This is a genomic window from Pseudomonas sp. IT-196MI5 (assembly GCF_949767415.1).
Lineage (GTDB): Bacteria > Pseudomonadota > Gammaproteobacteria > Pseudomonadales > Pseudomonadaceae > Aquipseudomonas.
This window is the reverse complement of record NZ_CATKPZ010000011.1, coordinates 402,262-422,554: the sequence shown is the minus strand read 5'-3', so window position 1 is coordinate 422,554 and position 20,293 is coordinate 402,262. Positions and strand designations below refer to the sequence as shown.

20 protein-coding genes are annotated in these 20,293 nt (G+C 60.0%); 17 read left to right on the top strand and 3 right to left on the bottom strand.

Features of this window, described 5'->3' with window-relative positions; genetic code table 11:
- Window positions 1-41 precede the first annotated feature (41 nt).
- The 17 genes from iscU (at window position 42) to ACM6IK_RS09360 (ending at window position 15,494) form a co-directional block, all read left to right on the top strand.
- Window positions 42-428 carry a Fe-S cluster assembly scaffold IscU gene (iscU, locus tag ACM6IK_RS09440; RefSeq protein WP_056721266.1) on the top strand — a complete coding sequence of 129 codons (387 nt, stop codon included), beginning with the start codon at window positions 42-44 and terminating at the stop codon, window positions 426-428.
- 34 nt (window positions 429-462) lie between these two features.
- A complete protein-coding gene (gene iscA, locus ACM6IK_RS09435; protein WP_003227904.1) occupies window positions 463-786 on the top strand; it encodes an iron-sulfur cluster assembly protein IscA in 324 nt (107 codons plus the stop codon).
- Between the two features lie 8 nt (window positions 787-794).
- Window positions 795-1,316 carry a co-chaperone HscB gene (gene hscB / locus ACM6IK_RS09430; RefSeq protein WP_414874087.1) on the top strand — a complete coding sequence of 174 codons (522 nt, stop codon included), beginning with the start codon at window positions 795-797 and terminating at the stop codon, window positions 1,314-1,316.
- Between the two features lie 51 nt (window positions 1,317-1,367).
- Window positions 1,368-3,230 (top strand): Fe-S protein assembly chaperone HscA, encoded by a 1,863-nt coding sequence (hscA, locus tag ACM6IK_RS09425; protein ID WP_414874086.1) that lies wholly within the window; start codon window positions 1,368-1,370, stop codon window positions 3,228-3,230.
- Window positions 3,231-3,232: 2 nt separating this feature from the next.
- Window positions 3,233-3,574 (top strand): ISC system 2Fe-2S type ferredoxin, encoded by a 342-nt coding sequence (gene fdx, locus ACM6IK_RS09420; protein WP_414874085.1) that lies wholly within the window; start codon window positions 3,233-3,235, stop codon window positions 3,572-3,574.
- Window positions 3,575-3,588: 14 nt separating this feature from the next.
- Complete coding sequence (iscX, locus tag ACM6IK_RS09415; protein WP_007973999.1) at window positions 3,589-3,789, top strand: Fe-S cluster assembly protein IscX; 201 nt, start codon at window positions 3,589-3,591, stop codon at window positions 3,787-3,789.
- A gap of 88 nt (window positions 3,790-3,877) precedes the next feature.
- Window positions 3,878-4,303 carry a nucleoside-diphosphate kinase gene (ndk, locus tag ACM6IK_RS09410; RefSeq protein ID WP_007982755.1) on the top strand — a complete coding sequence of 142 codons (426 nt, stop codon included), beginning with the start codon at window positions 3,878-3,880 and terminating at the stop codon, window positions 4,301-4,303.
- Between the two features lie 28 nt (window positions 4,304-4,331).
- On the top strand, window positions 4,332-5,480 hold the full coding sequence (rlmN, locus tag ACM6IK_RS09405; RefSeq protein ID WP_414874084.1) for a 23S rRNA (adenine(2503)-C(2))-methyltransferase RlmN: 1,149 nt from the start codon (window positions 4,332-4,334) through the stop codon (window positions 5,478-5,480).
- A 12-nt stretch (window positions 5,481-5,492) separates the two neighbouring features.
- On the top strand, window positions 5,493-6,251 hold the full coding sequence (pilW, locus tag ACM6IK_RS09400; protein ID WP_414874083.1) for a type IV pilus biogenesis/stability protein PilW: 759 nt from the start codon (window positions 5,493-5,495) through the stop codon (window positions 6,249-6,251).
- Complete coding sequence (locus ACM6IK_RS09395; protein ID WP_414874082.1) at window positions 6,251-7,285, top strand: RodZ domain-containing protein; 1,035 nt, start codon at window positions 6,251-6,253, stop codon at window positions 7,283-7,285. Before pilW ends, ACM6IK_RS09395 begins: the two co-directional genes overlap by 1 nt.
- A gap of 3 nt (window positions 7,286-7,288) precedes the next feature.
- Window positions 7,289-8,398 carry a flavodoxin-dependent (E)-4-hydroxy-3-methylbut-2-enyl-diphosphate synthase gene (gene ispG, locus ACM6IK_RS09390; protein ID WP_003185136.1) on the top strand — a complete coding sequence of 370 codons (1,110 nt, stop codon included), beginning with the start codon at window positions 7,289-7,291 and terminating at the stop codon, window positions 8,396-8,398.
- A gap of 38 nt (window positions 8,399-8,436) precedes the next feature.
- The gene (gene hisS, locus ACM6IK_RS09385; RefSeq protein WP_414874081.1) at window positions 8,437-9,726 is read left to right on the top strand and encodes a histidine--tRNA ligase; all 1,290 of its coding nucleotides are present in this window, start codon (window positions 8,437-8,439) and stop codon (window positions 9,724-9,726) included.
- A 41-nt stretch (window positions 9,727-9,767) separates the two neighbouring features.
- On the top strand, window positions 9,768-10,409 hold the full coding sequence (locus ACM6IK_RS09380) for a tetratricopeptide repeat protein (protein ID WP_414874080.1): 642 nt from the start codon (window positions 9,768-9,770) through the stop codon (window positions 10,407-10,409).
- The gene (gene bamB, locus ACM6IK_RS09375; RefSeq protein ID WP_108216524.1) at window positions 10,402-11,553 is read left to right on the top strand and encodes an outer membrane protein assembly factor BamB; all 1,152 of its coding nucleotides are present in this window, start codon (window positions 10,402-10,404) and stop codon (window positions 11,551-11,553) included. The genes ACM6IK_RS09380 and bamB overlap by 8 nt, the downstream gene beginning before the upstream one ends.
- A gap of 250 nt (window positions 11,554-11,803) precedes the next feature.
- Entirely contained in the window at window positions 11,804-13,273 is a 1,470-nt protein-coding gene (gene der, locus ACM6IK_RS09370; protein WP_218429453.1) for a ribosome biogenesis GTPase Der, read from the top strand.
- Window positions 13,274-13,566: 293 nt separating this feature from the next.
- Complete coding sequence (locus ACM6IK_RS09365; protein ID WP_414874079.1) at window positions 13,567-14,715, top strand: pyridoxal phosphate-dependent aminotransferase; 1,149 nt, start codon at window positions 13,567-13,569, stop codon at window positions 14,713-14,715.
- Window positions 14,703-15,494, top strand: a complete 792-nt coding sequence (locus ACM6IK_RS09360; RefSeq protein WP_414874078.1) for an amidohydrolase — start codon at window positions 14,703-14,705, stop codon at window positions 15,492-15,494. Before ACM6IK_RS09365 ends, ACM6IK_RS09360 begins: the two co-directional genes overlap by 13 nt.
- A gap of 286 nt (window positions 15,495-15,780) precedes the next feature.
- Here ACM6IK_RS09360 and leuA read toward each other — a convergent pair whose 3' ends face one another.
- The 3 genes from leuA to xseA all read right to left on the bottom strand — a co-directional run bounded on the left by leuA (window position 15,781) and on the right by xseA (window position 20,115).
- Window positions 15,781-17,460, bottom strand: a complete 1,680-nt coding sequence (leuA, locus tag ACM6IK_RS09355; RefSeq protein ID WP_414874077.1) for a 2-isopropylmalate synthase — start codon at window positions 17,458-17,460, stop codon at window positions 15,781-15,783.
- 450 nt (window positions 17,461-17,910) lie between these two features.
- Window positions 17,911-18,732 (bottom strand): peptidoglycan DD-metalloendopeptidase family protein, encoded by an 822-nt coding sequence (locus ACM6IK_RS09350; RefSeq protein WP_414874076.1) that lies wholly within the window; start codon window positions 18,730-18,732, stop codon window positions 17,911-17,913.
- 3 nt (window positions 18,733-18,735) lie between these two features.
- The gene (gene xseA / locus ACM6IK_RS09345) at window positions 18,736-20,115 is read right to left on the bottom strand and encodes an exodeoxyribonuclease VII large subunit (RefSeq protein ID WP_414874075.1); all 1,380 of its coding nucleotides are present in this window, start codon (window positions 20,113-20,115) and stop codon (window positions 18,736-18,738) included.
- Window positions 20,116-20,293 lie beyond the last annotated feature (178 nt).

Below are 20,293 nucleotides of genomic sequence, written 5' to 3'. Positions count from 1 at the left end.
GGCTCAAAGAGCGACTCTCTGATGAGTGAGGATTGAGAATCATGGCTTACAGCGAAAAGGTCATCGACCACTACGAAAACCCGCGCAACGTCGGCAAGATGGACGCGCAGGATCCTGATGTCGGCACCGGCATGGTCGGCGCTCCGGCGTGCGGCGACGTGATGCGCCTGCAGATCAAGGTCAACGACGCCGGCATCATCGAAGATGCCAAGTTCAAGACTTACGGCTGCGGTTCGGCTATCGCTTCCAGCTCCCTCGCCACCGAGTGGATGAAGGGCAAGACCCTGGACGAAGCGGAAACCATCAAGAACACCCAGCTGGCTGAAGAACTGGCCCTGCCGCCAGTGAAAATCCACTGCTCGGTACTCGCTGAAGACGCCATCAAGGCGGCTGTTCGCGATTACAAGCAGAAGAAAGGCTTGATCTGATTTTCGAGTTTTGGCGACGAGTAAGGAGTCACCGATGGCTATCAGCATGACAGAAGCGGCTGCTCGACACGTGCGGCGCTCCCTCGACGGGCGCGGCAAAGGTGAAGGGATCCGTCTGGGTGTTCGCACCACAGGCTGTTCCGGTCTTGCCTATGTGCTGGAGTTTGTCGACGAGGTGGTTGCAGAGGATCAGGTGTTCGAAAGTCACGGCGAAAAAGTGATTATCGACCCGAAAAGCCTGGCCTACCTGGACGGCACCGAGCTCGATTTCGTCAAGGAAGGGTTGAACGAAGGCTTCAAGTTCAACAACCCCAACGTACGCGGTGAATGTGGCTGCGGCGAGAGCTTCAACATCTGAGGCTTGTCGTGGGTACTCCTTGTCATTTCGCTTTATTCGAGCTGCAACCGAGTTTCGATCTGGACCTCGATCAGCTGGCTACGCGCTACCGTGAGTTGGCGCGCAGTGTTCATCCGGACCGCTTTGCCGACGCTTCCGAGCGAGAGCAACGGTTGGCGCTGGAGCAATCCGCGAGCCTCAACGAGGCCTACCAGACGCTCAAGAGTCCACCCAAGCGCGCGCGTTACCTGCTCGCCTTGAATGGTGGCGAGCTGCCGCTGGAGGTCACGGTGCATGATCCGGAGTTTCTTTTGCAGCAGATGGAGCTGCGTGAAGAGCTCGAGGACTTGCAGGACAGCGCCGACCTCGATGGCGTTGCCGTCTTCAAGCGTCGCCTGAAGGCTGCCCAGGATGAACTGAACCAAAGCTTCGCAGCTTGTTGGAACGATGCCGCGCAACGTGAACGGGCCGAACGCCTGATGCGGCGCATGCAGTTTCTCGACAAGCTCACCTACGAAGTGCGCCAGTTAGAAGAGCGCCTCGACGATTAACCCAGTGCCGCTCCGGTCGCACGCCTGATATACAGATAAGTCCTGATAACGATGGCCCTACTGCAGATCGCCGAACCCGGCCAAAGTCCTCAACCGCACCAGCGTCGTCTGGCTGTGGGGATCGACTTGGGCACTACCAATTCGCTGGTCGCTGCATTGCGCAGTGGTCTTTCCGAGCCGCTTGCCGACGCAGAAGGGCGGGTCATCCTGCCGTCTGCCGTGCGCTACCACGCCGATCGCGTCGAGGTTGGCGAATCCGCCAAGCTGGCCGCCGCTACCGACCCTCTGAATACTGTGCTGTCGGTCAAGCGCTTGATGGGGCGTGGTCTGTCCGACGTCAAGCAATTGGGCGATCAGCTGCCGTACCGTTTTGTCGACGGCGAGTCGCACATGCCGTTCATCGAGACGATCCAGGGCCCGAAAAGCCCGGTCGAAGTCTCCGCCGATATCCTCAAGGTCCTGCGTCAGCGCGCTGAGGCGACGCTGGGTGGCGAGCTGGTGGGCGCGGTGATCACCGTTCCGGCCTATTTCGATGACGCTCAACGTCAAGCCACCAAGGATGCAGCCAAACTGGCCGGTCTGAACGTGCTGCGTTTGCTCAATGAGCCGACCGCTGCGGCAGTGGCTTATGGTCTGGATCAGCACGCTGAAGGTCTGGTCGCCATTTATGACCTGGGCGGCGGCACCTTCGACATTTCGATTCTGCGCCTCACCGGCGGTGTCTTCGAAGTCCTGGCTACCGGCGGCGACAGCGCCCTGGGTGGCGATGACTTCGACCACGCGATCGCTGGCTGGATCATCGAGAGCGCTGGTCTGTCCGCCGACCTCGATCCGGGTACGCAGCGCAACTTGCTGCAAACCGCCTGTGCGGCCAAGGAAGCCCTGACCAATGCGGCGGTCGTTGACGTTGCCTATGGCGACTGGAAAGCCGGGCTGACCCGCGAAGCCTTCAATGCGCTGATCGAGCCGATGGTCGCTCGCAGCCTGAAAGCCTGCCGTCGTGCGGTGCGTGATTCCGGTATCGAGCTGGACGACGTGCATGCCGTGGTCATGGTGGGTGGTTCGACTCGCGTTCCTCGCGTTCGCGACGCCGTCGCCGAAGCTTTCGGTCGCCAGCCGCTGACTGAAATCGATCCGGATCAAGTGGTGGCCATCGGTGCTGCGATCCAGGCCGATACCCTGGCCGGTAACAAGCGCGATGGCAGCGAATTGCTGCTGCTGGATGTGATTCCATTGTCCCTGGGGTTGGAAACCATGGGCGGCCTGATGGAGAAGGTGATTCCGCGCAACACCACCATCCCCGTCGCCCGCGCCCAGGACTTCACTACTTACAAAGACGGCCAGTCGGCCATGGCGATCCATGTGTTGCAGGGTGAGCGCGAGCTGATCAGCGACTGTCGCTCCCTGGCACGCTTCGAGCTGCGCGGGATTCCGGCGATGGTGGCCGGTGCGGCGAAGATTCGCGTGACCTTCCAGGTCGACGCCGACGGTCTGCTCAGCGTTTCCGCCCGCGAACTGGGTTCGGGCGTCGAGGCCAGCATCCAGGTCAAGCCGTCCTATGGCCTGACCGACGGTGAAATCGCCAAGATGCTCAAGGATTCGTTCCAGCACGCCAACGACGACAAGGTTGCCCGCGTATTGCGTGAGCAGCAGGTCGACGCCCAGCGCCTGATCGAAGCGGTACAGGCGGCTCTGGAGGCGGATGGCGAGCGTTTGCTCGACGCCGACGAGCGCATGGTCATCGAGCTGCAGATGCAGGAACTGAGCGAACTGATGAAAGGTACCGATGGTTACGCCATCGAGCAGCAGACCAAGCGTCTGTCGCAAGTGACCGATGCCTTTGCCGCCCGCCGCCTGGACTCGACGGTGAAAGCCGCACTGGCGGGGCGCAACCTGAATGAGATTGAGGAATAACGATGCCGCAGGTCATTTTTCTGCCACACGAAAAGTTTTGCCCGGAAGGCATGGTCGTGGAGGCTGAGACGGGTATTTCCATTCTCGAGCTGGCCCATGAGCACCATATCGAGATGGAAAGTGCCTGTGGCGGCGTCTGCGCCTGCACCACCTGCCACTGCATCATCCGCGAGGGTTTCGACTCGCTGGAAGAGGCTGACGAGCTGGAAGAGGACTATCTTGACAAGGCTTGGGGGCTCGAAGCTCAATCGCGCCTGGGTTGCCAGGCCAAGGTCGGCACCGAAGACCTGACCGTCGAGATTCCGAAGTACTCGCTCAACCACGCAGCCGAAGCACCGCACTGATTCAAGGAATTGTCATGAAACTCAAGTGGACTGATGTGCTGGAGATCGCGATCCAGCTGGCTGAAAGCAAGCCCGACGTGGACCCTATGTCGGTCAACTTCGTCGATCTGCGTAAATGGGTGATGGAACTGCCCGATTTCGACGACATGCCTGAGCATTGTGGCGAGAAGATCCTGGAGGCCATTCAGGCCCACTGGATCGAAGAACGCGACTGAGCCACGCCGCAGGTTAGGCAATACCCGAGAACCCGCGTATAATTCGCGGGTTTAATTTTTCGTAAATTACCGTTTCTGGAGTTACACCATGGCTGTTCAACGTACTTTCTCCATCATCAAGCCTGACGCCGTTGCAAAAAACGTGATCGGCGAGATCACCACTCGTTTCGAAAAAGCTGGCCTGCGCGTTGTAGCTTCGAAACTCAAGCAACTGTCCAAAGCCGAAGCCGAAGGCTTCTACGCTGAGCACAGCGCTCGTGGTTTCTTCAACGACCTGGTTGCTTTCATGATCTCCGGTCCGGTTGTCGTTCAGGTTCTGGAAGGCGAAAACGCTATCGCTCTGAACCGTGAGCTGATGGGCGCTACCAACCCTAAAGAAGCTGCTGCCGGTACCATCCGCGCTGACTTCGCTGACTCCATCGACGCCAACGCTGTACACGGTTCGGACTCCGAAGCCGCTGCCGCTCGCGAAATCGCATACTTCTTCGCAGCTACTGAAGTAACCACTCGCTAAGCATTGGCTTAAGAGTGAAGGTGAATCCATGACGACATCGACTGTAAAAACTAACCTGCTGGGTCTGACTCAGCTGGAAATGGAAAAATTCTTCGACTCAATCGGGGAGAAGCGTTTCCGTGCCGGTCAGGTAATGAAATGGATTCACCACTTTGGTGTCGATGATTTCGATGCCATGACGAACGTCAGCAAGGTTTTGCGCGAAAAGCTCAAGGCTGTTGCCGAGGTCCGTGGTCCCGAAGTGGTCAGTGAGGACATTTCCAGCGACGGCACCCGTAAATGGGTGGTGCGCGTGGCGTCCGGCAGCTGCGTCGAGACCGTGTACATTCCCCAGGGCAAACGCGGCACCTTGTGCGTTTCGTCCCAGGCAGGCTGTGCCCTGGATTGCAGTTTCTGCTCCACCGGCAAGCAAGGCTTCAATAGCAACCTCACCGCCGCCGAAGTCATCGGCCAGGTGTGGATTGCCAACAAATCCTTTGGCAGCGTCCCGGCAACCGTCGACCGTGCCATCACCAACGTGGTGATGATGGGCATGGGTGAGCCGCTGCTGAACTTCGACAACGTCGTTGCAGCCATGCATTTGATGATGGACGACCTGGGCTATGGCATTTCCAAACGCCGTGTGACCCTGTCGACCTCCGGCGTGGTGCCGATGATCGATGAACTCTCCAAGCACATCGACGTCTCCCTGGCATTGTCCCTGCACGCACCGAATGACGCATTGCGTAACCAATTGGTGCCGATCAACAAGAAGTATCCGCTTAAGATGCTGCTCGAGTCGTGCCAGCGCTACATGTCGAGCCTCGGCGAAAAGCGCGTACTGACCATCGAGTACACCTTGCTCAAAGACATCAATGACAAGGTTGAGCACGCCGTGGAAATGATCGAGCTGCTGAAGAACATCCCGTGCAAGATCAACCTGATCCCGTTCAATCCGTTCCCGCATTCCGGGTATGAGCGTCCGAGCAATAACGCGATTCGTCGTTTCCAGGATCAGCTTCATCATGCCGGTTTCAACGTCACCGTCCGCACTACCCGCGGTGAAGACATCGACGCCGCCTGTGGTCAATTGGTAGGGCAGGTGCTGGATCGCACCCGTCGCAGCGAACGTTACATCGCCGTGCGCGAGTTGAACGCCGACAGCGATCTGGCGACGAACGCTGCGAACAACAACTAAGAGAGGATCTCTATGTCCCTGCGCTTTGCGCTGCTTTTGCTGTTGGCCAGCCTGTGTGCTGGCTGCGTGCTTTCGGGCGACTACAACCCGATGAAGACCAGCAAGGGCCGTGATGAAGCGCGGGAGGCGTACGTTCAGTTGGGTATCGGGTATTTGCAGCAGGGGATGACCGAGCGCGCCAAGGTCCCACTGAAAAAAGCCTTGGAGCTGGATAGTGCCGACCCTGATGCCAACGCGGCGCTGGGGCTGGTGTTCCAGGCCGAGATGGAACCGGAGCTGGCCGACGAGCATTTTCGCAAGGCGCTGTCTTCCCGTCCCGCCGATGCACGAATCCTCAATAACTACGGCAGTTTTTTGTTCGAGCAGAAACGTTACAAGGAAGCCTACGAGCGCTTTGAGCAAGCCGCCGCCGATACCCTGTATCCTGAGCGTTCGCGGGTGTTCGAGAACCTCGGCATGACCGCTGCGATGCTTGGTCAGCGCGATCTGGCCCGGCAGCAACTGGAAAAAGCCCTGCGCCTGAACCGTCAGCAACCTCGTGCATTGCTGGAAATGGCTGAGTTGTCTTACGAAGACAGGCATTATGTGCCCGCGCATGACTATTACGACCGTTTTAGCCAGCTCTCCGAACAAAATGCACGTAGTCTATTGCTCGGCATTCGGCTGGCAAAAGTGTTTGAAGACCGCGACAAGGCCGCAAGTAAGGGCCTGCAACTAAAAAGACTCTATCCCGGTACGCCGGAATATCAGCAATACCTGTCGGAGCAATGATGAAAGCGGCGCATCCTGAAGTTGTAGCAGCGAATCGCGTTAACCCCGGTGAGATTTTGCGCCAGGCCCGCGAAAGCAATGGCTGGTCGCTGGCCGAAGTGGCCCTCAAGCTCAACCTCACCACCACTTCCCTGAGCAATCTGGAAGCCGGCGCTTTCGACAAGCTGCCCGGGCATACTTTTGCCCGTGGTTATATTCGTACCTATGCCAAATTGCTCGGCATGGACCAGGCCGTACTGGTCCAGCAATTCGACCAATCCACCGGCACCGATTCCCAGGGCAGCAATGTTCACAGTCTGGGGCGTATCGAAGAGCCGGTCCGGGTCTCCCACACCATCCTGCGAATCGTCAGCCTGCTGTTGCTGATCGCGGTGATCGGTGGCGGTTTCGTCTGGTGGCAGGATCAGACCTCGATGCGTACCAAGGACCTGATCGGGCTGGTTCCGGAACACGTTGAAGTCGAAGGCGCCGACGGTACTACGCAGATTCATCCGCTGGACGAGCCGGAAGACCAGGCTGTCGTGGAAGGTCAGACCGAAGGCGGAACCGTCCTCGTGCTGCCACAGGCCGACACTGCGGCTCAAGTGCCGGCTGATGCTCAGGCGACTGCGCCGGCCGTCCCTGCAGCGCCGGCAACACCCGCCGCACCCGCTCACAATCCGGCGCCAGTTGTCGCGACGCCAGTGACGCCGGCAACGCCAGCGCCGGCGGTGCCTGCTGTCCCGGCCCCGGTCGTGACTGCTCCGGCAGCCCCGAGCGCGCAGGCTCCAGCGGTAACCGCACCAGTGGCCGGTCAAGGCCAGGTTCAAGTGCAGTTCACCGCCGATTGCTGGACACAAGTGACCGACGGTAGCGGCAAGGTACTGTTCAGTGGTCTCAAGCGCAAAGGCACCAGCCTGGCATTCAATGGTAAACCACCATTTACCGTGCGCCTGGGCTTTGCCCGCGGCGCTCAGGTCAGCTACAACGGCCAGCCGGTTGATGTCGCTCCGTTCACCAGTGGCGAGACTGCTCGCCTGAAGTTGGGTCAATAAGTCATGCACGGCGAATCTCCAATCAAACGTCGCGAATCCCGCAAGATCTGGGTCGGTAACGTGCCTGTTGGCGGCGATGCACCTATCGCTGTGCAGAGCATGACCAACAGCGACACCAACGATGTCGCGGCCACCGTCGCGCAAATCAATCGTCTGGAAGCGGCCGGCGTCGATATCGTGCGGGTCTCCGTTCCGGACATGGACGCCGCCGAAGCCTTCGGCAAGATCAAGCAACTGGTCAAGGTGCCCTTGGTTGCCGACATTCACTTCGATTACCGGATCGCTTTGCGCGTAGCTGAACTGGGTGTCGACTGCCTGCGGATCAACCCGGGCAACATCGGCCGCGAAGACCGTGTGCGCGCAGTGGTCGATGCCGCCCGTGACCGCGGGATCCCGATCCGTATCGGCGTGAACGCCGGTTCCCTGGAAAAGGACCTGCAAAAGAAATACGGCGAGCCGACCCCGGCTGCACTGGTCGAGTCTGCCTTGCGTCACGTCGAGCACCTTGAACGCCTGAACTTCCAGGACTTCAAGGTCAGCGTGAAAGCATCCGACGTGTTCATGGCCGTCGAAGCCTACCGCCTGCTGGCCAAGGAAATCGTCCAGCCGCTGCACCTGGGCATCACTGAAGCCGGTGGTTTGCGTTCAGGCACGGTGAAATCCGCCGTGGGCCTCGGTATGCTGCTCGCCGAAGGGATCGGCGATACTATCCGCATCTCGTTGGCGGCCGACCCGGTCGAGGAAGTGAAAGTCGGCTACGACATTCTCAAATCGCTGCACCTGCGGTCCCGTGGCATCAACTTCATCGCCTGCCCGAGCTGCTCGCGGCAGAATTTCGATGTGGTCAAGACCATGAACGAGCTGGAAGGGCGCCTCGAAGACTTGCTGGTACCGCTGGATGTCGCGGTCATCGGTTGCGTGGTCAACGGCCCGGGCGAAGCCAAGGAAGCCCATATCGGCTTGACCGGCGGTACGCCGAACCTGATTTACATCGACGGCAAGCCGTCGCAGAAACTGACGAATGACAATCTGGTGGATGAGCTGGAACGCTTGATCCGCCAGAAAGCGGCTGAAAAGGTCGAAGCTGACGCTGCCGTTATTGCGCGCGGCTAAGCCTGGCTAAAAAGAGCCGAACGAATTAAGGAATTTAAGTGAGCAAGTCTCTGCAAGCCATTCGTGGCATGAACGACATCCTGCCCGAACAGACTCCCCTGTGGCGTCATTTCGAAGGCACCGTTTCGCGTCTGCTGGATAACTACGGTTACAAGCAGATCCGCATGCCGATCGTCGAGTTCACCGAACTGTTCAAGCGTTCCATCGGTGAAGTGACCGACATCGTCGAAAAAGAGATGTACACCTTCGACGACCGCAACGGCGACTCCCTGACCCTGCGCCCTGAAGGCACGGCGGCCTGCGTGCGCGCAGTGCTGGAACACGGCATCACCGGCGGTGGCCAGGTTCAGAAACTCTGGTACATCGGCCCGATGTTCCGCCACGAACGTCCGCAGAAAGGCCGTTATCGCCAGTTCCACCAGATCGGTGTCGAAGTGTTCAACCTCGACGGTCCGGACATCGACGCCGAGCTGATCGTGCTGACCTGGCGTCTGTGGGGCGAACTGGGCATCCGCGATGCGGTAAAACTCGAGCTCAACAGCCTGGGCACCAGCGAATCCCGTGGTCGTTATCGTGAAGCGCTGGTCGAGTACCTCTCGGCGCACATGGACAAGCTCGACGAAGACAGCCAGCGTCGCCTGAAAACCAACCCGCTGCGGGTTCTTGATACCAAGAATGCCGACACCCAGGCGGTACTGGTCGATGCGCCGAAAATGGCCGACTACCTCGACGAAGAGTCCCGCGTTCACTTCGAGGGCCTCAAGGCTCGCCTGGACGCCGCCGGCATTCCTTACGTGATCAACCCGAAGCTGGTTCGCGGGCTGGATTACTACAGCAAGACCGTTTTCGAGTGGGTCACCGACAAGCTCGGCGCCCAGGGCACCGTATGTGCCGGTGGCCGTTACGACGGTCTGGTGGAGCAGATGGGCGGCAAGCCGACCGCTGGCGTTGGTTTTGCCATGGGTATCGAACGCCTGGTGCTGCTGCTGGAAACCCTGGAGCAGATCCCGCAAGAGATCTCCCGTCAGGTCGATGTCTACCTCTGTGCCTTCGGTGAAGCCGCCGAGCTGGCTGGCCTGACCCTGGCGGAGCGCGTACGTGATCAGTTGCCCAACCTGCGCCTGCAAGTGAATGCCGGTGCCGGCAGTTTCAAAAGCCAGTTCAAGAAAGCCGACAAGAGCGGCGCGCTGTATGCGCTGATCCTCGGTGACGACGAAATGGACCGGCAAGTGGTAGGTTTCAAACCCCTGCGAGGCCAGGGCGAACAACAAAGCATTGCCTGGGATGCGCTTGCCGCGCACCTGGCCACCTGCGTCGTGCAGGGTTGAAGCTGTCTAAACAGCCGAATTAGCGATTAAGGAGTATTGGGGTGTCGAGTACCGAAGACGAACATGTGGCGGAATTGAAGGAATGGTGGTCACGCAACGGTAAGCCCCTGGTCACTGGCGGCCTGTTGGCGCTGGTCATCGTGTTCGGCTGGCAGGCGTTCCACAAGTATCAGAGCAATCAGTCGCAAGGCGCCTCGATGCTCTATCAGCAATTGCTCGAAACCACGCTGACGCCTGACGGCAAACCCGATGCGGCCCGTGTTTCGGACCTGGCCCGCAAGCTCAACAGCGAGTTCGGCGGCAGCGCCTACGCGCAGTACGGCAACCTGTTCGTGGCCAAGGTGGCGGTCGACAGCGGCAAGCTGGACGACGCGGCCAGCGAGCTCAAAGCCATTGTCGACAAACCGGCCAACCCGGCGCTGGGTGAAATCGCCCGTCAGCGTCTGGCCCAGGTACTCGGCGCACAGAACAAGGCCGACGAAGCACTGAAGCTGCTCGAAGGCGATACCGACAAGGCATTCCTGGCCACTCGCGAAGAGCTCAAGGGCGACCTGCTGGTGCAGTTGGGTCGTACCGATGAGGCGAGCGCGGCGTATCAAAAAGCCAAGGCGGCACTGTCGGATGAAGCGGCGGTCGGCGGCCTGCAAATCAAGCTGGACGACCTGGCCAAAGGGGATGCGTGACGTGATTCGTTGGAAACATGCAGCATTGCTGGCCCTGGCCTTGTTGGCCGCGGGTTGCAGCAGCAACAGCAAAAAAGAATTGCCTCCGGCCGAACTGGTCGACTTCAAGGAAGAAGTGGTTCTGCACAAGCAGTGGAGTCGTTCGATCGGTGACGGTCAGGGCGAAACCTACAACATGCTGGTTCCGGCCATCGATGGCGATACCATCTATGCCGCCGACGTCACTGGTGTGTTGATGGCGATGGACCGCAACACGGGCGACGTCAAATGGAAGAAAGATCTCGAGCTGCCTGTCTCCGGCGCTGTTGGCGTAGGTTACGGTCTGGTCACCATCGGTACGCTCAAGGGTGAAATCGTTGCCCTGGACGCTATCAACGGTGAAGAGAAGTGGCGCGCTCGCGTGTCCAGCGAAGTGCTGGCTCCGCCAGCCAACAACGGTGACGTTGTGGTGGTTCAGACCCAGGACGATCGCCTGATCGGCCTGGATGCCTCCACCGGTAACCGTCGCTGGATCTATGACAGCACGCCTGCGGTACTGACCCTGCGTGGTACCAGTGCGCCGATCGTGACCAACCGCCTCGCGGTGGCTGGCCTGTCGACCGGTAAAGTGGTTGCCGTGGATATCTCCAACGGCGTACCGGTGTGGGAACAGCGCGTAGCGATCCCGCAAGGTCGTTCGGAGCTGGAGCGTGTGGTCGATATCGACGGTGGCTTGCTGCTGTCGGGCGAGACGCTGTATGTCGCCAGCTATCAGGGGCGCGTTGCCGCTCTGGACCTGCAAAGCGGCCGTCAGCTCTGGCAGCGTGATGCTTCCAGCTACGCCGGTGTCGCCCAGGGTTTGGGCACCGTTTATGTGAGCCTGTCTTCGGGCACCGTTGAAGGCGTCGACGAGCGTTCCACCACAGCCTTGTGGAGCAACGATTCGCTGGCCCGTCGTCAACTGTCGGCCCCGGAAGTGTTCTCCAGCTACGTTGCAGTCGGTGACCTGGAAGGTTACCTGCACCTGCTGAGTCAGGTGGACGGTCGTTTCGTCGGCCGCGAGCGCATCGACAGCGACGGCCTGCGTGCCCGTCCGCTGGTGATGGGTGACACGATTTATGTATATGGCAACAGCGGCAAACTGGAAGCCCTGACCATCAAGTAACAACTATGCTTGGGGTTAACCACTCCAGGCTGCTTCACTTGTGGCTATGAATGTGGGAGCGAGCTTGCTCGCGATGGACGTCAACGATTACGTTTGCGTCCTGAATAAACGCGGTGTCCTGGCGTTTTTCGTCGGAACGCCGCCCGGAGCCGGCTCGCTCCCACAGACAAGCGCGCAGTGTTGCCCCGAGCACCAGCCGCTGCCACGCAGCGGCTTTTGTATTTTCTGAAATAACGAAGTGGAGAGCCGCATGGTTCCCGTAATCGCCCTGGTGGGCCGACCAAACGTCGGCAAGTCCACCTTGTTCAACCGCCTGACCAGGACTCGTGATGCCATCGTCGGCGACTTGTCCGGTCTGACCCGTGATCGCCAGTACGGTGAGGCCAAGTGGCAAGGGCGTTCCTACATTCTGGTCGACACCGGTGGTATCTCCGGTGACGAGCACGGTATGGACGAAAAAATGGCCGAGCAATCGCTGCTGGCCATTGAAGAAGCGGATGTAGTGCTGTTCCTGGTAGATGCCAAGGCCGGTTTTACCGCCGCCGACCAGATGATCGCCGAGCATTTGCGCAAACGTAACAAGCGTTCCTATGTGGTTGCCAACAAGGTCGACAACATCGACCCTGAAATGGCCCGCGCCGAATTCGCTCCGTTGGGCATGGGACACGCGATCCCGATCGCTGGCGCTCATGGTCGTGGCATTACTCAGATGCTGGAAATCGCCCTGAGCGAATTCCCGAAAGACGAAGAAGAGCCGGAAGAAGGCGAGGAAGAAGACGTCGCCGAAGGCGAGGAAGCCAAGCGCATTCCTGGCCCAAGCGAAAAAGACGGGATCAAGATCGCGATCATCGGCCGTCCGAACGTCGGCAAGTCGACCCTGGTCAACCGCATGCTCGGCGAAGACCGGGTCATCGTCTACGACCAGCCCGGCACCACCCGCGACAGTATCTACATCCCGTTCGAGCGTAACGACGAGAAGTACACGCTGATCGACACCGCCGGTGTGCGCAAGCGCGGCAAGATCCACGAAGAAGTCGAAAAGTTCTCCGTGGTCAAAACCCTGCAAGCGATCAAAGACGCCAACGTGGTGATCTTCGTGATGGACGCCCGCGAAGGCGTGGTGGACCACGACCTCAACCTGCTGGGCTTTGCCCTCGAGGCCGGTCGTGCATTGGTCATCGCGATCAACAAGTGGGACGGCATGACGCCGAGCGAGCGCGACTTCGTCAAGATCGAGTTGCAGCGTCGCCTGTTCTTCGTCGAGTTTGCCGATATTCACTTTATCTCGGCACTGCACGGCACCGGCGTGGGCAACCTCTACGCCTCGGTACAGAACTCGTTCAAATCCGCAGTAACCCGCTGGCCGACCAACCGCCTGACCCAGATCCTGGAAGATGCGGTCGGTGAGCACGCCCCTCCGATGGTCAACAACCGCCGGATCAAGCTGCGTTACGCCCACTTGGGTGGTGCGAACCCGCCGATCATCGTGATTCACGGTAACCAGATCGAGAAGGTGCCGAAGTCTTACGTTCGTTACCTGGAAAACACTTACCGTCGTGTTCTGAAGTTGGTCGGTACGCCGATCCGCATCGAGTTCAAGGGCGGCGAGAACCCGTACGAAGGCAACAAGAACACGCTCACCGACCGTCAGGTCAACAAGAAGCGTCGCTTGATGTCGCACCACAAGAAAGCCGACAAGAAGCGCCGCGACAAGCGCTGATTCACGGCTCGCCCACGCTGCTGGTGTGGGCGCATTTGTGGCGAGGGGGCTTGCCCCCGTTCGGCTGCGAAGCAGTCGCAAATCGATCAATGTGTTTCATCAGAAGCACCTCGATTACAGGTTTGGGGGCCGCTTCGCGACCCAACGCGGGCAAGCCCGCTCGCCACAGGTATTGCGGTGAATGTATTAGAAGAAGGGCGCCGGTTGGCGCCCTTTTTTTATGGGCGCCGTTTGGGCTATCCTCGGACTCCCCCGCGCCGCCGTAGAGCCGGGTGTAGAGCAGGGAACCACCGATGATCACCAGCAAGCTGCCGAATGTCGGCATCACTATCTTCACTCAGATGTCTCAGCTCGCGGCACAGACCGGCGCGCTCAATCTGTCTCAGGGCTTTCCCGATTTCGCGGCCCCGCAGGCCCTGTGCGATGCGGTCGGCCGGCATATCGCCAGCGGCCATAACCAATATTCGCCAATGACCGGGCTACCGGTGTTGCGTCAGCAGATCGCGGCGAAGATCGCCCGCAGCTATGGTGTCAAGGTCGATGCCGATATCGAAGTGACGGTCACCCCCGGTGCGACCCAGGCGATCTTTTGCGCCATCCAGGCAGTTATCCACAGCGGTGACGAAGTCATCGTGTTTGACCCGGCCTACGACAGCTACGAGCCCTCGGTAGAACTGGCCGGCGGTCGTTGCGTGCACGTGCAACTGGGCCTCGACGATTTCAGCATCGATTTCCAGAAGCTCGCCGATGCCTTGAGCCCGCGCACGCGGATGATCATTCTCAACACCCCGCATAACCCTAGTGGTGCGTTGATCAGCCGTGCCGAACTCGACCAGTTGGCAGCGTTGATCCGCGATCGCGATATCTATGTGATCAGCGACGAAGTCTACGAGCACCTGGTGTATGACGGCGTACCCCACGTTAGCGTGCTGGCCCATGAAGAGCTGTATCAGCGTGCATTCGTGGTCAGCTCCTTCGGCAAGACCTACCACGTCACCGGCTGGAAAACCGGCTACGTTGTCGCGCCGCCGGCCCTGACGGCGGAATTGCGCAAGGTGCACCAGTACGTCAGTTTCTGCGGCGTGACACCGCTGCAGTATGCCTTGGCCGATTTCATGGCCGAGCATCCTGAACACGTTGAAGAGCTGCCGGACTTCTATCAGGCCAAGCGTGATTTGTTCTGCGATCTGCTGGCGCCGTCGCGTTTCAGTTTCACCCGGGTGACCGGTACCTATTTCCAGTTGGTCGATTACTCGCAGATCCGCCCGGACCTCAATGACGTCGAAATGGCCCTGTGGATGACGCGTGAGCATGGCGTGGCGAGTATCCCGATTTCCGTGTTCTACCAGACGCCACCAGAAGGCCAGCGCCTGGTGCGACTGTGCTTTGCCAAGCGTGAGGAGACCCTGCGGGAAGCCGCGGAAAAACTATGCGTGATCTGAGTGCTTTGCCCAATCTGAACGTGGCGCTGATCCAGACGTCCCTGGCCTGGCACGACCGTCAGGCCAATCTGGAGCATTTCGAGCCATTGCTGGAGCAGGCTCGTGGCGCTGACCTGATCATCCTGCCGGAGATGTTCACTACCGGTTTTTCCATGGAGTCCGAGACCCTCGCTGAAGCGGAAAATGGTCCGACCAGCAAATGGCTGCGTGCTCAGGCGGCGCAACTTGATGCAGTGATTACCGGCAGCGTGATCGTTCAGGCGGCCGATGGCAGCCATCGCAATCGCCTGCTGTGGGCACGCCCGGACGGTGAGGTGCTGCATTACGACAAGCGTCATCTGTTTCGCATGGCCGGCGAGCACAATCACTACACCCCCGGCGAGCGCCAAGTGCAGTTCGAGCTCAAGGGCTGGCGCGTGCGACCGCTGATTTGCTACGACCTGCGCTTTCCGGTGTGGAGCCGCGACGCCCAGGACACCGACCTGCTGCTGTATACCGCCAACTGGCCGGGTGCACGGCGCCAGCACTGGAACCGCCTGTTGCCGGCGCGGGCGATCGAGAACCTGTGCTATGTGGCAGCAGTGAACCGCATTGGGACTGATGGCAAGGGCTTCGCGTACACCGGTGACAGCCAGGTGCTGGATTTCCAGGGTGAGACGTTGCTCAGTGCCGGGGAGGCTGACGGGGTGTTCAAGGTGGTGCTGGATGCGGCAGAGCTGGCGGCATATCGGCAGCGGTTTCCGGCGAATCTGGATGCCGATACCTTCGAGTTCACCTGAAATCTTTACTGTCTGACCGGGCCTCATCGCGAGCAAGCTCGCTCCCACAGTGGTTCGGTGTGAACGCGGACGCTGTGGGAGACACCTTCGAGTTCACCTGAAATCTTTACTGTCTGACCGGGCCTCATCGCGAGCAAGCTCGCTCCCACAGTGGTTCGGTGTGAACGCGGACACTGTGGGAGCGAGCTTGCTCGCGATGGGGCCGCGACAGGCAACACAAAACGGACAGGCAAACAAAAAGGCCCCAGGGTTCTCACCCCGGGGCCTTTTGCATTTCGGCGATGGCTTACGCCGCTTTCGCTTCCGGCTGGCTCAGCGAACGGTTCAGTGCACTGAACAGCGCCTTGAAGCTGGCAGTAGTGATGTTTTCGTCGATGCCGACGCCATGCACCGCGCGTTCGCCGTTCACTCGCAGTTCAATGTAGGCCGCGGCCCTGGCATTGGTGCCCGCGCCGATGGCGTGCTCGTTATAGTCCATGATTTCCACCGGTACCGGCAGGCCGGCCACCAGCGCTTCCAGGGCGCCGTTGCCCTTGCCGCGCCAGTGCAGGTTGGTCTCGCCCTGGCCTTTGCTGGCCACTTCCACTTCAACGGCGCTGTGACCGTTTTCCTCCTGCAGGCGATGGCTGACCAGCGCATACGGAGTGTTGGCCTGCAAGTACTCGCTGTGCAGCAGCGCGTGGATTTGCTGGGCGGTCATTTCCAGGCCGAGGCGGTCGGTTTCACGCTGCACCACCTGGCTGAACTCGATCTGCATGCGACGCGGCAGGCTGATGCCGTATTCCTGTTCCAGGAGGTAGGCGATGCCACCCTTGCCCGACTGGCTGTTGACGCGGATGACCGCCTCGTAGCTGCGGCCGATGTCGGCCGGGTCGATCGGCAAGTACGGTACTTCCCACAATTCGTCCGGTTTCTGTTGGGCAAAGCCCTTGCGAATCGCATCCTGGTGCGAGCCGGAGAATGCGGTGTGAACCAGGTCGCCGACGTACGGGTGGCGCGGGTGCACCTGGATCTGGTTGCACTCTTCGACGACTTTGCGCACGCCGTCGATGTCGGAGAAGTCCAGCTCAGGGTTGATGCCCTGGGTGTAGAGGTTCAGGGCCACGGTCACCAGGTCGACGTTACCGGTACGCTCGCCGTTGCCGAACAGGCAGCCTTCGACGCGGTCGGCGCCAGCCATCAGGCCCAGTTCGGTGGCAGCCACGCCAGTGCCACGGTCGTTGTGGGTGTGCAGGCTGATGATCACGCTGTCACGACGGTTGATGTGACGGCCGAACCATTCGATCTGGTCGGCATAGATGTTCGGGGTCGCGCATTCCACCGTGGCCGGCAGGTTGAGGATCATCTTGTGCTCGGGTGTCGGGTTCCAGACTTCGATCACCGCGTCGCAGACTTCCTTGGCGAACTCCAGTTCGGTGGCGCTGAAGGTTTCTGGCGAGTACTCGAAGGTCCACTCGGTGTCCGGCTGCATGGCTGCGTATTTGACGAACAGCTTGGCGGCGTTCACGGCAATGGCCTTGACCCCGTCCTTGTCCTGGTTGAAGACAATGCGGCGGAAGGAAGGGGAGGTCGCGTTGTACAGGTGAACGATGGCTTTCTTCGCGCCGCGCAGGGATTCGAAGGTGCGTTCGATCAGGTCTTCACGACCCTGGGTCAGCACCTGGATGGTGGTGTCGTCCGGGATGTGGTTGCCTTCGATCAGGGTGCGCACGAAGTCGAAGTCGGTTTGCGACGCGGCCGGGAACGAGGCTTCGATTTCTTTTACACCGACTTGCACCAGGGTTTTCCAGAAGCGCAGCTTCTTGACCGCGTCCATCGGTTCGATCAGCGACTGGTTGCCGTCGCGCAGGTCGGAACTGCACCAGATCGGCGCGGCGGTGATGGTCTTCGATGGCCAGGTGCGGTCCGGGATGTCGATGGTCGGGAACGCGCGGTATTTCGAAGACGGGTCTTTGAGCATGCTCATCGGGAAATCCTTATTGTGTTGGCCGAAAAAAGGCGGCCTGCCGGTGGATCAAAAGTTCTTGGAGTAACGCTTGGGACGAGGCACCACGATTCAGCCCGGCAGTCGTGCGCTGACAAGGCACAGGCTGCGGTGCTGGCGGAGCTGAATGAGGGTGTGAGAGGTTTTCATGCCTTCAACCCTAACCGCGGGGGGGAAGGTTGGCAAGCAGTCGAAAAAAATTGAGAGGAATACTCGTGTACGAGTGTTTATCGAGATTTTATTGCTGTGATTGGCGGGGATTGTTTTGTTGTTTGCGCGAGGTTTGAGTGGTGCGCAATTGATGAGGGGCGCGACTGGACGACTTTCGGTGCCCATGAAATTGCCATCGCGAGCAAGCTCGCTCCCACAGGTACAGCGCAATCCTGTGGGAGCGAGCCTGCTCGCGATGAGGCCAGAGGCATTATTCAGGGATCAGGGTTGAAACGCGCCGATGAAAATAGCCGGGTCCACCCGGGTCTCATTGAGGCTGATATTCCAGTGCAAGTGCGGCCCGGTCGCGCGGCCGGTCGAACCGACTTTCCCCACCACTTCCCCTCGGGCCAGTTGCTGGCCAACTTTTACGTCAATCTTCGACATGTGGCAGAACATGCTGATAAAACCCTGGCCGTGGTCAACGAATACGGTGTTGCCGTTGAAGAAGTAGTCGCCTGTCAGGATCACTTTGCCGCCGGCGGGGGTCTTGATCGGGGTACCGGTTGGCACGGCGAAATCCAGTCCTGCATGGGGATTGCGTTCTTCGCCGTTGAAGAACCGGCGTACGCCGAACTTGCTCGATAGTGGTCCGTTAACGGGTTTGTCCAACAACAGGTTGCTGGGGGTATTGGGACTGAAACTTCGGTAGGCACCCAGTTGCAAGGGGATTTCTTCATCGATGCGTTTCTGGTCGTCCGGGTTTGGATTGACCTGGCGCTTGTTCTTCAACGTAATGTGCTGTTCGGGGTACTTCTTGCTACCGACGTTGAATGTCAGGTTGCGATCGCCGCTGCTGATCTGCTGACTGCCGGGTTTGACGGTCAGGGGGACGCCGACAATCGCCAGCCAGTCGTTCTGCTCCTTGACCACCAGCACGGCTTTGCCCTGGTAACTGGCTTTTGGTGCTTGTGCTGACGGGCCCAGATTGACCACCGCAACTCCACCGGGCACTGGTTTGTTCAGCAGGCGGGTGATGTAACTGTCGGCGTGGGCATTGAACGTCAGGCATAGCAGAAGCAGGACGCTGAGAAAACGCGGCATAGATTAATCCAATAAAGAAAGGGTGACAGGCGTCAGGTGATTGTCTTCGACCCGCACTTGCAGTTCGCCTTCGCCCAACTTGGCCTTCAGACGCTGGCCGGTATGGGTTTGCGCGGCGCTGCGAATCGCGTTACCGCGCTCGTCCAGCAGAATGCTGTAACCACGCGCGAGGGTCGCCAGGGGGCTGACCACGTGCAGCGTCTGCATCTGACTTTGCAGTTGCAGGCGACGGGACTTAAGCCCCTCACGCATAGCCCGGGGCAGACGTTCGGCGAGGCTGTCGAGGCGCTGGCGAAGCATCGCCAGTTGCCGGCCCGGATGTTGTGCGGCCAGACGGGTTTCCAGGCGGTTCAAGCGTTCGCGACGGGTGTTGAGGCTGCGCTCGAACGCGCGGCGCATGCGCATGTCCAGGTCATCCAGGCGTTGCGCTTGCTGGCGCAGGCGCTCGCCGGGATGACGCAGGCGCCGGGAAATGCCTTCCAGGCGAAGGCGGTCGCGCATCAAGCGGTCACGCATGCGCATCACCAGCCGTCGGTACAGGCTTTCAACCCGGCGCACCAGATCGCCGGAGTCCGGAGCCAGCAATTCAGCGGCAGCGGAAGGGGTGGGCGCGCGAACGTCGGCCACGAAGTCGCTGATCGATACGTCGGTTTCATGGCCGACGGCGCTGACAATTGGCGTCACGCAAGCGTCTACGGCGCGGGCCACGGCTTCTTCGTTGAAGCACCAGAGGTCCTCCAGCGAACCACCGCCACGGGCCAGGATCAGGGCGTCAAAACCCCGGGCATCTGCCAGTTTCAGGGCGCGGACAATCTGTGCGGTGGCTTCGCGACCCTGTACGGCGGTGGGGATCAGGGTCAACTGCACCTGTGGTGCGCGACGGCGGAACACGCTGATGATGTCGCGGATCACCGCCCCGGTGGGCGAACTGATGATGCCGATGCGTTGCGGGTGCGCCGGCAGCGGGACCTTGCGCTCGGCACTGAACAGGCCTTCGGCGCTGAGCTTTTCCTTGAGTGCATCGAAGGCCAGGCGCAAGGCGCCATCGCCGGCCGGCTCCACGGTGTCGAGGATCAGCTGATAATCACCGCGCCCTTCGAACAGCGAGACTTTTCCGCGCACCTTGACCGCGAGCCCGTCCTTCAGTGCCTGGCGAACCCGTGCCGCGTTCTGCCGGAACAGTGCGCAACGGACCTGGGCGCCGCTGTCCTTGAGGGTGAAGTACACATGGCCCGACGCCGGACGGGCGAGGTTGGAGATTTCGCCTTCGACCCAGATGTTGCTGAACACGTCTTCGAGCAACACCCGCGCGCGGCCATTGAGCTGGCTGACGGTCAGGACCTCACGGTCCAGGCCGAGTCTTGAAAAGGGATCTTTAATCATGGGGCGCAGTTTAAAGGCATTCGGTGGTCAATCTCCATGATCCGGTGAAAATCCATGGCGCAATGTTTTTTGTGGGAGCGAGCCTGCTCGCGAAGGGGCGTGTCAGGCGACATTAATGTAAGTGATACACCGCTTTCGCGAGCAGGCTCGCTCCCGCAGGAGGTAAAGTCGTCAGCGG